Below are 13914 nucleotides of genomic sequence, written 5' to 3'. Positions count from 1 at the left end.
CGGCCATGAGCAGGATCAGGACTGCTGTCAGCATGTACAGCCTGCAGGACTCCTACGCCCGCGGGCGGCTCGACCTCGCCGGGGCGCTGCGGTTCGTGGCGGACGCCGGCGCCGAGGGCGTCGAGCTGATCAGCGACCAGATGATCACCGCGACCCCGCACCCGACCGACGAGACCGTGGCCGCCTGGCGGTCGGCGCTCGACGCGTCCGGACTGGTTCCGGTGTGCAACGACGTGTTCGTCAACTCCACCCTGTACGCGAACCGCACGCTGCGGGTGCGGGAGCAGGCCGAGCTGCTGCGCCACGAGCTCGACGTCAGCAAGCGGCTCGGCTTCGACCTGGTGCGCCTGGTGTCCGACACCTCCGCCGAGGTCACCGAGGCCGTGCTGCCGCACGCGGAGCGGATCGGCGTCACGATGGCGCTCGAGATCCACGCGGGCATGAGCTTCCAGGGCACGCTGACCCGGCAGTGGGTCGACATGATGCGGCGCGCCCAGTCGGAGCGGCTCGGTCTCGTGATCGATCTCGGGATCTTCTGCGACCGGCACCCGCGCGTGTCCACGGCATACTTCACCGGGCTCGGGCTCACCCCGGCCGTCGCCGACAAGATCGACGAGCTGTACGACCGGCACGGCGACACGCTGCGGGTGTTCAGCGACGGCTCGGACCACGGCATGGCCTTCCCCGAGGAGCTCACCGCGCTGTTCCGGGGTCCGGTGGATGCCGAGTACGCGTTCTTCTCCACCGGGTACGAGCGCACGCCGCTCGACGTGCTGGACGAGCACGCACCCTACCTACGGCACGTGCACGGCAAGTTCTTCGAGATGCTGCCCGACGGCACCGAGTACTCGATCGACTACCCGGCCGTGCTCGACCGGCTGCACCGGATCGGCTACGACGGCTACGTCGCCAGCGAGTACGAGGGCAACCGGTTCGCGCCGGTCGACGCCCCCGTGGACGACCAGGGGCAGGTGCGCGCGCACCAGCGGATGCTGACCGCGCACCCCGCCACGCACGCGGACGGGGAGTGACCGAGGTGTTCGACAGCTACGTGTTCACCGAGGGCTCGGCCCGCAACGTCGTCACCGCCTCCGGCGCCGGCGCCTTCCAGGTCGAGACGCTCATCACCTACTACCGCGGCATCCCGCTGTCGATGGTGCACGCCGTCGAGCTGGTCGTGGACGGCGCCGAGGTGCCGCGCGACGAGCTCGTCGTGTCTCCCGACGGGGCGGACTGGTTCACGCTCGACGAGGCCGCCACCGTCACGACGTACCGCTGGGAGTACGGCACCCCGCTGCGCGTGCGGTGGCTGAACGGCGGCCTGCCCGCCGGCGACCACGAGGTGACGCTGCGGCTGAAGATCCGCGTGGCGTACATCCCGATCCCCTTCGGGGGCGAACGGACCCGCACCATCACCCTCTGAGTCGACGGAGATCAGACGCATGGCCCACACCGACCGCACCTTCGACGCCCTCGTCATCGGCTCCGGCCCCGCCGGCAGCACCGCCGCCGCCGAGCTCACCGAGCGCGGCCTCGACGTCCTGCTCCTGGAGGCGGGCCGGGAGCTGCGCGAGGAGGACTTCGTCCCGCCCGCCCGCAAGAAGCCGGCCGCCATGGGCATGGACCTCGTGGCGCGCGCCCGCGCGATGGCTTCCGGCCAGTTCACCCAGGCGCGCCGTCCCTACTTCAGCGAGTCGTCCAACCGTTTCCTGGTGAACGACTGGGAGGACCCGTACTCGACCCCGCTCACGCACCCCTACCTGTGGGTGCGCAGCAAGCTGCTCGGCGGCCGGATGAACAGCTACGGCCGCGTGCTGCAGCGCATGTCCGACGTCGACTTCCGGGCCGCGTCGCGGGACGGGTACGGCACCGACTGGCCGCTCGGCTACGCCGACCTCGAGCCTTGGTACGACCGGGTCGAGGAGGCCGTCGGGGTCTACGGCGACGCGGACGGCCTGGTGCACCCGCCGGACGGTCGCTACGCCGGACCCGGCTTCCTCACCCGCGTCGAGCGCGACTTCAAGGAGAAGGTCGAGGCGCGCTGGCCCGAGCGGAAGGTCATCTCCTGGCGGGTGCAGGCGCCGTTCCCGGACCGGGTGCCCCCCGGCATCGCGGCCGCGCGGCGCACCGGTCGGCTGACGGTGCGCACCGAGGCGGTGGTCAGCCGGATCACCACCGACGACCGCACGGGCCTGGCCACGGGTGCGGTGTTCGTCGACCGGACCACGCGGCGGGAGCACCGGGTGTTCGCCGACGCCGTGCTGGTCTGCGGGTCCACCATCGAGTCGATCCGGCTGCTGCTGAACTCCGGGTCGGCGCGGCACCCCGAGGGCCTCGGGAACTCGTCGGGCCTGCTCGGGCGGTACTTCATGGACCAGACCATGAGCATCGGGTTCTTCGACTCGCCGAGGCACGCCGGGCAGTGGGACCCCGCCGACAACCTGCCGGCCGACCCGTTCTACGGCACCCCGGGCGGCATCCTCATCCCCCGTTACGAGAACCTGGGCGCCGAGCCGGAGGACGGGTTCCTGCGCGGCATCTCGTTCCAGGGCCTCGGCGGCCGGTTCCCCGTCCCCGACGGGCACCCCGCGGCGTTCGGGCTGGGCGGCGCCGGCGAGATGCTCGCCCGGTACGACAACTCCGTGCGGCTCAACCGCCACCGCAGGGACCGCTGGGGCGTGCCGATCCCGCACATCGACCTCAGCATGGGCGAGAACGACCGGGTGCTGCTGAAGCGCACGATGACCGCGCTGAAGCAGATGGCCGACGAGGCCGGCTACCGGGTCAACTTCATCGGGTCGGCCGCGGGCCTGGAGTCCGACAAGGTGTGGCCGGACTTCACCCCGCTGCAGCGGCTCATCTTCAAGCAGGGCATCAAGATGTCGATCGTGCTCGGCGCGGCGATCCACGAGTGCGGCGGCGCGCGGATGGGCACCGACCCGGCCACCTCCGTGATGAACGGCGTCAACCAGCTGTGGGACGCGCCGAACGTGTTCGTGCCGGACGCGTCGTCGTTCGTCAGCAGCAGCACCGTCGGTCCCGCGCTCACGATCATGGCGCTCGCGGCGCGGGCGAGCGCCTTCGTCGCCGAGCAGCACCCCGACGGCGGGCTGACGCGGGCGACCGAGGTGGCGGAGACGGTCGCGGCCTGAGCTGACGGACACCCCGCCGAGCGGCTGCTCGGCGGGGCGTCGTCGTCGGTGCGCGTCAGGCGGGGATCAGAAGTCCCAGTCCTCGTCCTCGGTGTTCACGGCCTTGCCGATGACGTACGACGAGCCCGACCCGGAGAAGAAGTCGTGGTTCTCGTCGGCGTTCGGGGACAGCGCGGACAGGATCGCCGGGTTGACGTCGGTCTCGTCGCGCGGGAACAGCGCCTCGTAGCCCAGGTTCATCAGGGCCTTGTTGGCGTTGTACCGGAGGAACTTCTTGACGTCCTCGGTGAGGCCCAGGGGGTCGTACAGGTCCTGGGTGTACTCCACCTCGTTGTCGTAGAGCTCGAAGAGCAGCTCGAAGGTGTAGTCCTTGAGGTCCTGGCGCTCCGCCTCGGTGAGCCTCTCCAGCCCCTTCTGGAACTTGTAGCCGATGTAGTACCCGTGCACGGCCTCGTCCCGGATGATCAGGCGGATGAGGTCGGCCGTGTTGGTGAGCTTGGCCCGCGAGGACCAGTACATCGGCGCGTAGAAGCCGGAGTAGAACAGGAAGGACTCGAGCATGGTCGAGGCGACCTTGCGCTTCAGCGGCTCGTCGCCCCGGTAGTAGTTCAGGACGATCTCGGCCTTGCGCTGCAGGTTCGGGTTCTCCTCCGACCAGCGGAACGCCTCGTCGATCTCGGGCGTCGAGATCAGCGTCGAGAAGATCGACGAGTAGCTCTTCGCGTGCACCGACTCCATGAACGCGATGTTGGTGTACACCGCCTCCTCGTGCGGGGTCAGCGCGTCGGGGATGAGGCTGACGGCGCCGACGGTGCCCTGGATGGTGTCGAGCAGCGTGAGGCCCGTGAAGACGCGGGTGGTCATCGTCTTCTCGGTCTCGGTGAGCGTCGCCCAGGACTGGATGTCGTTGGACACCGGGACCTTCTCGGGCAGCCAGAAGTTGCCCGTCAGCCGGTCCCAGACCTCGACGTCCTTCTCGTCCTCGACCCGGTTCCAGTTGATCGCCTGCACGCGGTCGACCAGCTTGAGCTTCTCCGCCATCACTGCTTCCTCATCGTCTCGAACTGCCCACGTCCCACTGTCACAGCATGCAGGAGACGCACCCCTCGACCTCCGTGCCCTCGAGGGCCATCTGGCGCAGGCGGATGTAGTAGATCGTCTTGATCCCCTTGCGCCAGGCGTAGATCTGCGCCTTGTTGATGTCGCGGGTGGTGGCGGTGTCCTTGAAGAACAGCGTCAGCGACAGGCCCTGGTCCACGTGCTGCGTGGCCTCGGCGTACGTGTCGATGATCTTCTCGTAGCCGATCTCGTACGCGTCCTGGTAGTACTCCAGGTTCTCGTTGGTCATGAACGGCGCGGGGTAGTAGACCCGGCCGATCTTGCCCTCCTTGCGGATCTCGATCTTCGACGCGATCGGGTGGATCGAGGAGGTCGAGTTGTTGATGTACGAGATGGACCCGGTGGGCGGCACGGCCTGGAGGTTCTGGTTGTAGAGGCCGTGCTCGCGCACGGACTCGGCCAGCGCCCGCCAGTCGTCCTGGGTGGGGATGTGCACGCCGGCGGTCGCGAACAGCTCGCGGACGCGGGCGGTCCGCGGCTCCCAGGTGCGCTCGATGTACTTCTCGAAGTACTCCCCGGTCGCGTACTTCGAGTCCTCGAAGCCGGCGAAGGCCTGGCCCCGCTCCTGCGCGAGCAGGTTCGACGCGCGGATCGCGTGGTACGCCACCGTGTAGAAGTAGATGTTCGTGAAGTCCAGGCCCTCCTCGGACCCGTAGAAGATCCGCTCGCGCGCCAGGTACCCGTGCAGGTTCATCTGCCCGAGGCCGATGGCGTGGCCGCCGCGGTTCGCCCGCTTCACGGACGGCACGGACTCGATGTCGGTCTGGTCGGACACGGCGGTGAGCGCGCGGATCGCGGTCTCGACCGAGCGGCCGAAGTCCGGCGAGTCCATCGCGAGGGCGATGTTCATCGAGCCGAGGTTGCAGGAGATGTCGCGGCCGACGTGGTCGTACGACAGGTCCTCGTTGAAGGTCGAGGGCGTCGAGACCTGCAGGATCTCCGAGCACAGGTTCGAGTGGGTGATCTTGCCCTTGATCGGGTTGGCCTTGTTGGCCGTGTCCTCGAACAGGATGTACGGGTAGCCGGACTCGAACTGCAGCTCGGCGAGCGTCTGGAAGAAGTCGCGGGCCTTGATCTTCTGCTTGCGGATCCGGCCGTCGTCGACCATCTCGCGGTACTTCTCGGTCACGTTGACGTCCGCGAACGGCACGCCGTAGACGCGCTCGACGTCGTACGGGGAGAAGAGGTACATCTCCTCGTTGTTCTTCGCGAGCTCGAACGTGATGTCGGGGATGACGACGCCCAGCGACAGGGTCTTGATGCGGATCTTCTCGTCCGCGTTCTCCCGCTTGGTGTCGAGGAACCGCATGATGTCCGGGTGGTGCGCGTGCAGGTACACCGCACCGGCGCCCTGGCGGGCACCCAGCTGGTTCGCGTACGAGAAGGAGTCCTCGAGCAGCTTCATCACGGGGATGACGCCGGACGACTGGTTCTCGATGTGCTTGATCGGGGCGCCGTGCTCGCGGATGTTCGACAGGAGCAGGGCCACGCCGCCCCCGCGCTTGGACAGCTGCAGGGCGGAGTTGATGCCGCGCGCGATGGACTCCATGTTGTCCTCGATGCGCAGCAGGAAGCAGGACACGGGCTCGCCGCGCTGCGCCTTGCCGAGGTTGAGGAACGTCGGGGTCGCCGGCTGGAACCGGCCGGACACGATCTCGTCGACGAGCTGCAGCGCGAAGGTCTCGTCGCCCTCGGCCAGCGCGAGCGACACCATCGCCACGCGGTCCTCGAAACGCTCCAGGTACCGCTTCCCGTCGAACGTCTTCAGCGTGTACGAGGTGTAGTACTTGAAGGCGCCGAGGAAGGTCTGGAACCGGAACTTCTTCGAGTAGGCGTGCTTGAACAGCCGCTTGATGAACTCGCGGTCGTACTTCGCGAGGACCTCGGGCTCGTAGTACTTCTTCTCGACCAGGTAGTCGAGCTTCTCCTCGAGGTCGTGGAAGAAGACGGTGTTCTGGTTGACGTGCTGCAGGAAGTACTGCCGCGCCGCCTCCCGGTCCTTGTCGAACTGGATCTCACCGTCGCGCCCGTACAGGTTCAGCATCGCGTTCAGCGAGTGGTAGTCCATCTCGGGCGTGATGGTGACGACCTGCGTGCCGTCCGTCAGGCCGGCATCCGTGACTGTCGCTGCCAAAATCGTCCCCATCCCTCTCGGACGCGAGTGACGTCCTCGGTCGTTCCCATGAGCTCGAAGGCGTACAGGTACGGGACCTGGCACTTCGCGGCGATGATGTCTCCGGCCATGCAGTAGTGCGCGCCGAAGTTGGTGTTCCCCGCCGCGATGACGCCGCGGATCAGGGAGCGGTTGGCCTGGTCGTTGAGGAACTTCACGACCTGACGCGGCACCGCGCCGCCCTCGTTGCCGCCGCCGTACGTGGGGACCACCAGCACGTAGGGGTCCTGCACGTGCAGGAACGGCTCCGTCGGGCGGAGCGGGATGCGCGTCGCGTCGATGTCGAGCTTCTCGACGAACCGGCGGGTGTTCTCCGAGACGCTGGAGAAGTAGACCAGTGAGCTCATCGCTCGATCCCCCCTCGCCCCGGTCGGATCGTGGTGCCGTGCGGCCGGGCCGCCCGGGTCAGCGGGCGGCCGTCGGCCGGGTCAGGCGACGGAGACCGCGGCGCGGTCGGCGATCGCCTTGATCTGGTCGGGGCGGTAGCCGGACCAGTGGTGGCCGTCCGCCACGACGACCGGGGCCTGCAGGTGGCCGAGCGACATGACGTAGTCGCGCGCGTCGGCGTCCTCGGTGATGTCGACGACCTCGTACTGCAGGCCGGCCTTGTCCAGGGCGCGGTAGGTCGCGTTGCACTGGACGCACGACGGCTTGCTGTAGACGGTGATGGTCATCGTGTCTCCCCGGTGTGAAGGCCAAGCTGGTACGTGCGCCCCCGCGCCCGCCCCGCACTGCTGGTGCTGCTGCTCTGCGGCCGTCCCGGGCTGGTCGCCCGGCGTCCGGGCCCCGCTCCGAGCGGCGAGTCAGAACACTACACCTAGTGGTGCGTCCGGCAAGGGACCACAAGGGCTGGTGTTACACGTGTGTCGTTCTCCACAGGCTGTGCATGACGCCCCGCTGTCCGACTTCATCCACAGGCTACGACCGACCACTGACACGCGACCCGCGTGCGGGCGCACCTGCGCGGCCTGCGGCGTCGTCCACAGCCGTCCACAGGCGTCCCCAGATCCACCCACATGCGGACGCACATGTGGACGGACGTTTCACCCGCCCCGGCGGCGGGGTGATGCACGTCCGGCGTGTCGCGCGGGCCCGGCGTGTCGAGCCGCGGTGCATACTTGCGTAGTCGCGCAGATACGCACACACTGAGGCCGTGCTCCGCGCCCTCGCCCACCCCGTGTACCGCCGGCTGTTCGTCGCGCAGGTCGTCGCCCTCGCCGGGACCGGCCTCGCCACCGTCGCGCTCGGCCTGCTCGCCTACGACCTCGCGGGCGCCGACGCCGGGGCGGTCCTCGGCACGGCGCTGGCGGTCAAGATGGTCGCCTACGTGCTCGTCGCACCCCTCGCCGCCGCCGCGGTGGCCCGGCTCCCCCGGCGGCACGTGCTGGTCGGCGCGGACCTGCTGCGGCTGGTGGTGGCGCTCGGCCTGCCGTTCGTCGGCGAGGTGTGGCAGGTGTACGTGCTGGTGTTCGTGCTGCAGGCCGCCTCGGCCACGTTCACGCCGACGTTCCAGTCCGTGGTGCCCGACGTCCTGCCCGACGAGGACGACTACACCGCCGCCCTGTCGCTGTCCCGGCTCGCCTACGACCTGGAGGCGGTGCTGTCCCCCGTGCTCGCGGCCGCGCTGCTGCTCGTCGTGCCCTCGGCCGCGCTGTTCGGCGGGACGGCCGCCGGGTTCGCGGCGTCGGCCGCGCTGGTGCTGACCACCGTCCTGCCGCCGCGGGGCGGGTCCGGCCCCGGCGACGACGACGCGCCGGAGCAGCCGTTCGGCGCGCGCGCCCGGCGGGGGGCGGCGCTGCTGGTCCGCACCCCGGCGCTGCGCCCGGTGCTCGCGCTCAACCTCGCGGTGGCCGCCGCCGGCGCGTACGTGCTGGTGCAGACGGTCGTGGTCGTCCGCGGCACGTTCGGCGGCGGGGAGGGGACCGTCGCGGTGCTGCTCGCGGCGAACGGCGCCGGCTCGATGACCGCGGCGTTCCTGCTGCCGCGGGTGCTGCGCCGCGTCCCGGAGCGCCGGGTCATGCTGGGCGGCGCGGCGCTGCTCGCCGGCGCGACCGCGCTCGTGCCGCTCGCGCTGCGCGGGCCGGGCACCGCCGGGCTGGTCGCGGTCGGGACGCTCTGGGTGCTCGTCGGCGTGGGCTGGTCCGCGGTGGAGACGCCCGTGGGGCGGATCGTGCGGCGCAGCGTGCCGGGTCCCGACCTGGCCGCCGCGTTCGCGGGGCAGTTCTCCCTGTCGCACGCGTGCTGGCTGGTCACGTACCCGCTGGCCGGGTGGCTGGGCGGCGCGGGCGCCGTCGGCCTCGGCGGCACCGCGGTGCTGCTCGCGGCCGTCGCCGGGGGCGCCACGGTCGCCGCGGCGGCGCTGTGGCCCCGGCCGGCGCCGGTGCCCGCGGCGGAGCGGGTGCGATCATGACCCTCGTGGCCACCCCGCAGCAGCAGCGCACCGCTCCGCCGGACGCCGACCTCGACCACGCCGTCGAGGTGCTGCGGCTGCTCGCCGACCGGACCCGGCTCGCGATCCTCGCGATGCTCGACGGCACCGAGATGTCGGTGACCGCGATCGCGGCCGCGCTCGACCGTCCCGGGCCGGCGGTGTCCCAGCACCTGGCGAAGCTCCGGGCCGGACGCCTGGTCACGGCCCGCCGGGACGGCACGACGATGTACTACGGCCAGCCGGACGAGCACGTCGCGGCCCTCGTGACCAACGTGCTGCACCACACGGAGCACGTCCTGTACGCGACCCCGCCGCACCATCGCTGACCGCGCGCGCAGCCGGACGCGGCGCGGACGGAGGGGCGCGCCGTCAGATCCGGGGGGTGTCCGCGGGCGGGTCCGGGCGCGGGTCCGCGGACACGTCCGCGCTCGCCACCGCCGGCTCCGACACCCGGGCCCGCCAGCCCACGACCGCCGTCCCCGGCAGCCCGTCCGCGCCGCGGCGGTGCGGCAGGCCCGGCAGCGCCCGGCTGGCGGCGAGCCCGAGCAGCACCCCCAGGGCGATCCCGAGCATGGTCGACGCGGTGGACACGAGCGTGGAGATGCCGCCCGCGCCGCCGTCCAGCAGGGTCGCCACCCCGACGAGGCCGAGCGCCCCGGGGACCAGCATCCAGAACGCCGGCAGGAACGACACCAGCGGCGACGGCCCGGACGGGAACCGGGCCACGACCAGGGCCACGGGCGTCATCGCGAGGGCACCCACGAACGCCGAGAGCTCGCCGCCGAAGAACGCCCCGCCGACCACCTGCGCCCCGTAGGCGACCAGCAGCACGAGCACGACCCAGCCGGTGGTCCGCGGCCGGCCGCACCGGAACGCCATGGTGCCGACGCCGAACAGGACGACGCCCACCCAGGGCGCCACCGGGCCGAGCGGCTGGTCGGAGGCGGACAGGTCCAGCTCGGGCACGCCGACCAGCACGGCCGCGCCGACGATGCCGCCGGCCAGCAGGGCGAGCTGCATGGTCCCGGCGGCGAGCCGGCCGGCGCCGGAGAGCATCTGGCCCGCGGCGAGCTCGAGCACGCCCGTGGTCAGCAGACCGCCCGGCAGGAACAGCGCGAGCGGGGCGATCACCGACGGCAGCACGCCGAGGTGCGGCACGCCGCGCGCGAGCAGCAGCACCGCGAGCGCCACGCCGAACGCCACCGCGACGGTCAACGCCACCTGGACGCCGCTGGACAGCGGGGGCACGGCGATCTGCACGGCGCCGACGGCGACCCCGAGCGCCCCGGCGACCAGCAGGTCCACCCAGGACCCGCCGAGCAGCGCCGCGAGCCCGACCGACAGCAGCAGGTACCCGGCGAGCCGGGCGAGCGGACCGAACGGGCGGGGCTCGTCGCGCACGGCCGCGACCCGCTCCGCGAGCGCCGCGGGGGCGACCCCGGAGCCGGGGACGGTGGCGTCGCGGAGCACGTCGGCGAGGTCGTCCACCTGGTACAGGTCCAGGGGCCGGCGGCCGGTCGTGACGGCGGCGGTCGCGACCGCCTGGCCCTGCGGGACGGACACCAGCAGCGCGGTCGGCAGCACGACGGTCTCGGCGCCGGGGATGCCGTGCGCCGCGGCGATGTCGTCCAGGGTCTCCGCGACGGAGGACACGGTGTGCCCGGCGTCGATCATCGCCTCGCCGGAGGTGACCATGAGCCGCAGCACCTCCTCCGGCGGCGCGGGCGGCGCGGGGGGTCCGGCCGGTCCGTCGGCGGCCACGGGCCCGGGGTCCGCGGCCGCGACCGCCCGGGCCCGGCGTGCGGCGAGCACGACGACGGCGACGGCCCCGGCCACGACGACCGCGAGCGCCGCGATCAGCTGCCCCCAGGGCACCGGGCTGGACGTCACGGCGGGCGGCGACGCGGGGCGACGGGTCGCGCCGGCGTCGTCGTCCGGCTCGTCCGCGCCGGCGCCCCCGGTGGTCGGCGTGGGCGTCGGCGCGGGAGCGGTCGACGTGGGGCCGGGCGCGGGCGCCGGTTCGTCCGTGGGCCCCGTGGTGGGGCCGGGCGGCGCCGGCGAGACGCTCGGGGTCGGCGTCGGTGCGGGCGGCACCGCGGTCGCGGACGACGTGACCGCCGGTGCGGGCGACTCGACGGCCGCGGCTGCGCCGGCCCCGGCACCCGGGTCGCCGGCCGCCGCGACGGCCGGTCCCGCGAGCAGCCAGCCCAGCCCGACGGCGACGAGCAGCGCGAGCGCGCCCGCCGTGCCGGTCCGTCGCATGGGGCCCCGTCCCTCGTCCGGTGCGCGACCGGCGCGGCCGCACGGACGCCACGGTAGCCCGCCCCGGGTCGCCCGCGCCGGGCCTCCGGACGACCCGCGGCCTCGCGCGCGCGGGCGCGGAGAGCAGCTGTCGAGGCCCCGCCGGATCGTCACGCCCCCGCAACATGCGGCGTCACCCGGAGAAACATGGATCCGGTTCTGTATACAGACATGAGCACAGACGTCGTCCCGGGGTCGCCGGCACCGGCCGCGCCGGACGGACCCGGCCCCTCCCGCCGCGAGCGCGTCTACCTGACGATCCGCGACGAGCTGATGAGCGGGCGGGTCTCGCCGTTCGAGCGGCTGACCGAGGAGCGCCTGGCCGAGCGGCACGGCGTCTCCCGCACCCCGGTCCGCGAGGCGCTGGCCCGGCTGCAGGCCGACGGCATCGTCGTGAAGCGCGCGGGCGGCCTGCACCTGTACGTGCCGAGCTTCGCCGAGCTCACCGACCTGTACGAGCTGCGGATCACCCTGGAGCTGCGCGGCCTGACCCGCGCGCTCGAGGACCCGACGGTGCACCACGACCGCGCGCGGCTCGAGGCGGAGCTCGACCGCTGGTACGGGTTCCGGGACGACACCCCCGCGCCGGACGCGGGGTTCGTCAGCCAGGACGAGCGGTTCCACGCCACGCTGCTGGACGCCTCCGGGAACCCCGCGCTCACCCAGGCGCTGGCGCAGGCGAACCGCCGGATCCGCTCGGTGCGCATGTACGACTACCTGACCGAGGACCGCATGGCGGCCACGATCGACGAGCACATCGGCATCGCGGAGCTCGTCGTCCGCGACCGGCTCCCGCAGGCGCTGGAGGCGCTGCGCGCCCACGTCGGCGCGTCCCGGGAGGTCGTGATGGAGCGCGCCGCGGCGGCCCTGGAGATGACCCTGATGATGAGCCGCGAGGAGCAGCGATGACCGCCACGACCACCGCCCGGAGCGGCACCGCCCTCGACCGGGTCGGCCGCGCGTTCGACCGGCTGGCCGCCGCCGCCCGCCCCGACGTCTGGACGCTGGTCCGCCCCCGCGCCGACGTCGAGGCCGAGGCCCGCGCGGTCGACGCCCGGGTCGCGGCCGGCGCTGACCTCCCGCTGGCGGGCCTCGTGCTCGCGGTGAAGGACAACATCGACGTCGCCGGGCTGCCGACCACCGCCGCCCACCCGGCGCGGCAGGCCGTGGCCGAGCGGTCCGCGACGGTCGTCGACCTGCTGCGCGCCGCGGGCGCCGTGGTGCTCGGCAAGACGAACCTCGACCAGCTCGCCACCGGGCTGACCGGCAGCCGCAGCCCCTACGGCGCCGTGGCCAGCGCGGTCGCCCGCGACCGGGTGTCCGGCGGCTCGTCCTCCGGGTCGGCCGTCGCCGTGGCGCTGGGGATCGCCGACCTCGCGCTCGGCACCGACACGGCCGGCTCGGGCCGGGTGCCCGCGGCGTTCAACCGGGTCGTGGGGATCAAGCCGACCCTGGGCCTGGTCCCGAAGGACGGCGTCGTGCCGGCGTGCGCGTCCTACGACTGCGTGACCGTCCTCGCGCGTGACCTGGACCTCGCTCGCCGCGCGCTCGGCGTGATGACCGCGCCGAGCGCGCTGGACCCCGCGTCGCGGACCTGGCCCGCCGGCGTCCGGCTGGCCGCCCCGCCCGCGCCGGTCGTGGCCGTGCCGCGTGATGCCGACCTCGACGTCGTCGACCCCGGGACCCGCGCCCGGTTCGCCGCCGCGGTGGCCCGGCTGGTGCAGGCCGGCGCCACCACGCGGGTCGTCGACCTCACGCCGTTCCTCGCGGCGGCGCGGCTGCTCTACGACGGCGGCCTGGTCGCCGAGCGGTACGCCGCGTACGGGCCGTTCCTCGCGGCGCACCCCGAGGGCGCCGACCCGTCGGTGGCCCGGATCGCGGCGGACGCCGGGCGGGTCACCGCCGCCGAGTACCTGCACGCCCGCGACGAGGTCGCCCGGCTCCGCGCCGTCGCGCTCGCCGCGATCGAGGGCTGCGACGCCCTGCTGGTCCCCACCGCACCCGGGCACCCGACGCTGACGGAGGTCGCGGCCGACCCCCTGGGCACGACCGCCCGGCTCGGGGTGTTCACGAACTTCGTCAACCTGTTCGACCTCGCCGGGGTCGCCATGCCGCTCGGGCCGACCGGCGCCGGCGAGGCCGGGGTCACCGTGCTGACCCGGGCGTTCGACGACCAGGTGGCGCTCGACCTCGCGGCCCTGCTCGAGCTCGACGGCCGCGGCGACGACGCGACCTGGCGCCCGCTGCCCGCCGCGGACGCCCCGCCGGCCGCGCCGTACGCCCCCGGCGGCGTCCCGGTCGTCGTGCTCGGCGCCCACCTGCGCGGCCAGCCGCTGCACCCCGACCTCCTGGCCCTCGGCGCCCGCTGGGTCGGCCCGGTCCGCACCGCGCCGGACTACCGGATGCTCGCGCTGCCCGGCGCCGCCGGCGCGCCCGGGACCCCCGGCGCCCCCGCCCGGCCCCTCGTCCACGCCGTGCCGCCCGGCACCGGCGGCGCCCTGGACGGCGAGGAGTGGCTGCTCACGCCCGACGCCCTCGGCCGGCTGCTCCTGACCGTCGGCGCGCCGCTCGGCCTGGGCCGGCTGCGGCTCGACGACGGCCGGGAGGTCGTCGGCTTCCTCGGCCAGCCCGGCGCGGCCGCCGCCGGCGCCGCCCCCGACGTGACCGCCCTCGGCGGGTGGCGGGCCGCGCTCGCCGCCGGCCTCGCCTGATCCCGCTCCTCCTGTCGTCCCACCCCC

General features: G+C 73.2%; 12 protein-coding genes. 7 read left to right on the top strand and 5 right to left on the bottom strand.

Going from position 1 to position 13914, the window contains the following annotated elements; genetic code table 11:
* Window positions 1-5: 5 nt before the first annotated feature.
* Genes HNR08_RS09375 through HNR08_RS09365 form a run of 3 tightly spaced genes read left to right on the top strand, consistent with a single transcriptional unit; the run spans window position 6 to window position 3152 of the window.
* Window positions 6-1031: a sugar phosphate isomerase/epimerase family protein gene (locus tag HNR08_RS09375; RefSeq protein ID WP_146833222.1), complete on the top strand. Its 1026-nt coding sequence runs from the start codon at window positions 6-8 to the stop codon at window positions 1029-1031.
* Window positions 1028-1423, top strand: coding sequence for a C-glycoside deglycosidase beta subunit domain-containing protein (locus HNR08_RS09370; RefSeq protein WP_221286336.1), 396 nt, complete (start codon window positions 1028-1030; stop codon window positions 1421-1423). The genes HNR08_RS09375 and HNR08_RS09370 overlap by 4 nt, the downstream gene beginning before the upstream one ends.
* A 19-nt stretch (window positions 1424-1442) precedes the next feature.
* Complete coding sequence (locus HNR08_RS09365) at window positions 1443-3152, top strand: GMC oxidoreductase (protein WP_146833225.1); 1710 nt, start codon at window positions 1443-1445, stop codon at window positions 3150-3152.
* 66 nt (window positions 3153-3218) lie between these two features.
* Here HNR08_RS09365 and nrdF read toward each other — a convergent pair whose 3' ends face one another.
* The 4 genes from nrdF to nrdH form a co-directional block, all read right to left on the bottom strand.
* A complete protein-coding gene (nrdF, locus tag HNR08_RS09360; protein ID WP_146833227.1) occupies window positions 3219-4193 on the bottom strand; it encodes a class 1b ribonucleoside-diphosphate reductase subunit beta in 975 nt (324 codons plus the stop codon).
* 40 nt (window positions 4194-4233) lie between these two features.
* Window positions 4234-6339, bottom strand: coding sequence for a class 1b ribonucleoside-diphosphate reductase subunit alpha (gene nrdE / locus HNR08_RS09355; RefSeq protein WP_210737326.1), 2106 nt, complete (start codon window positions 6337-6339; stop codon window positions 4234-4236).
* A gap of 35 nt (window positions 6340-6374) precedes the next feature.
* The gene (gene nrdI, locus HNR08_RS09350; protein ID WP_146833233.1) at window positions 6375-6791 is read right to left on the bottom strand and encodes a class Ib ribonucleoside-diphosphate reductase assembly flavoprotein NrdI; all 417 of its coding nucleotides are present in this window, start codon (window positions 6789-6791) and stop codon (window positions 6375-6377) included.
* Window positions 6792-6872: 81 nt separating this feature from the next.
* Window positions 6873-7118 (bottom strand): glutaredoxin-like protein NrdH, encoded by a 246-nt coding sequence (gene nrdH / locus HNR08_RS09345; RefSeq protein ID WP_146833236.1) that lies wholly within the window; start codon window positions 7116-7118, stop codon window positions 6873-6875.
* A gap of 479 nt (window positions 7119-7597) precedes the next feature.
* On the opposite strand from nrdH, the gene HNR08_RS09340 reads away from it, so the two are divergent.
* On the top strand, window positions 7598-8854 hold the full coding sequence (locus HNR08_RS09340) for an MFS transporter (RefSeq protein ID WP_146833238.1): 1257 nt from the start codon (window positions 7598-7600) through the stop codon (window positions 8852-8854).
* Window positions 8851-9201, top strand: coding sequence for an ArsR/SmtB family transcription factor (locus HNR08_RS09335; protein ID WP_146833241.1), 351 nt, complete (start codon window positions 8851-8853; stop codon window positions 9199-9201). Before HNR08_RS09340 ends, HNR08_RS09335 begins: the two co-directional genes overlap by 4 nt.
* Before the next feature lie 43 nt (window positions 9202-9244).
* Here the strand turns inward: HNR08_RS09335 and HNR08_RS09330 are convergent, their stop codons facing one another.
* The gene (locus tag HNR08_RS09330; protein WP_146833244.1) at window positions 9245-11137 is read right to left on the bottom strand and encodes a threonine/serine exporter family protein; all 1893 of its coding nucleotides are present in this window, start codon (window positions 11135-11137) and stop codon (window positions 9245-9247) included.
* A gap of 210 nt (window positions 11138-11347) precedes the next feature.
* Here HNR08_RS09330 and HNR08_RS09325 point away from each other — a divergent pair, with 210 nt between their 5' ends.
* Together HNR08_RS09325 and atzF are read left to right on the top strand one after the other, a co-directional pair.
* Window positions 11348-12085: a GntR family transcriptional regulator gene (locus HNR08_RS09325; RefSeq protein ID WP_146833248.1), complete on the top strand. Its 738-nt coding sequence runs from the start codon at window positions 11348-11350 to the stop codon at window positions 12083-12085.
* Complete coding sequence (gene atzF, locus HNR08_RS09320; RefSeq protein ID WP_146833251.1) at window positions 12082-13887, top strand: allophanate hydrolase; 1806 nt, start codon at window positions 12082-12084, stop codon at window positions 13885-13887. Before HNR08_RS09325 ends, atzF begins: the two co-directional genes overlap by 4 nt.
* The last annotated feature ends 27 nt before the right edge of the window (window positions 13888-13914 follow it).

Source organism: Cellulomonas hominis (genome assembly GCF_014201095.1).
Taxonomy (GTDB): domain Bacteria; phylum Actinomycetota; class Actinomycetes; order Actinomycetales; family Cellulomonadaceae; genus Cellulomonas; species Cellulomonas hominis.
The sequence above is the reverse complement of the archived record's forward strand: the minus strand, read 5'-3'. Positions and strand labels throughout refer to the sequence as shown.

Bases quoted from the DNA above. Each gene is read 5' to 3' on its own strand.
- HNR08_RS09375 (WP_146833222.1), top strand. From the start codon at position 6: ATGAGCAGGATCAGGACTGCTGTCAGCATGTACAGCCTGCAGGACTCC.
- HNR08_RS09365 (WP_146833225.1), top strand. From the start codon at position 1,443: ATGGCCCACACCGACCGCACCTTCGACGCCCTCGTCATCGGCTCCGGC.
- nrdF (WP_146833227.1), bottom strand. From the start codon at position 4,193: ATGGCGGAGAAGCTCAAGCTGGTCGACCGCGTGCAGGCGATCAACTGG.
- nrdE (WP_210737326.1), bottom strand. From the start codon at position 6,339: ATGGACTACCACTCGCTGAACGCGATGCTGAACCTGTACGGGCGCGAC.
- nrdI (WP_146833233.1), bottom strand. From the start codon at position 6,791: ATGAGCTCACTGGTCTACTTCTCCAGCGTCTCGGAGAACACCCGCCGG.
- nrdH (WP_146833236.1), bottom strand. From the start codon at position 7,118: ATGACCATCACCGTCTACAGCAAGCCGTCGTGCGTCCAGTGCAACGCG.
- HNR08_RS09335 (WP_146833241.1), top strand. From the start codon at position 8,851: ATGACCCTCGTGGCCACCCCGCAGCAGCAGCGCACCGCTCCGCCGGAC.
- HNR08_RS09330 (WP_146833244.1), bottom strand. From the start codon at position 11,137: ATGCGACGGACCGGCACGGCGGGCGCGCTCGCGCTGCTCGTCGCCGTC.
- HNR08_RS09325 (WP_146833248.1), top strand. From the start codon at position 11,348: ATGAGCACAGACGTCGTCCCGGGGTCGCCGGCACCGGCCGCGCCGGAC.
- atzF (WP_146833251.1), top strand. From the start codon at position 12,082: ATGACCGCCACGACCACCGCCCGGAGCGGCACCGCCCTCGACCGGGTC.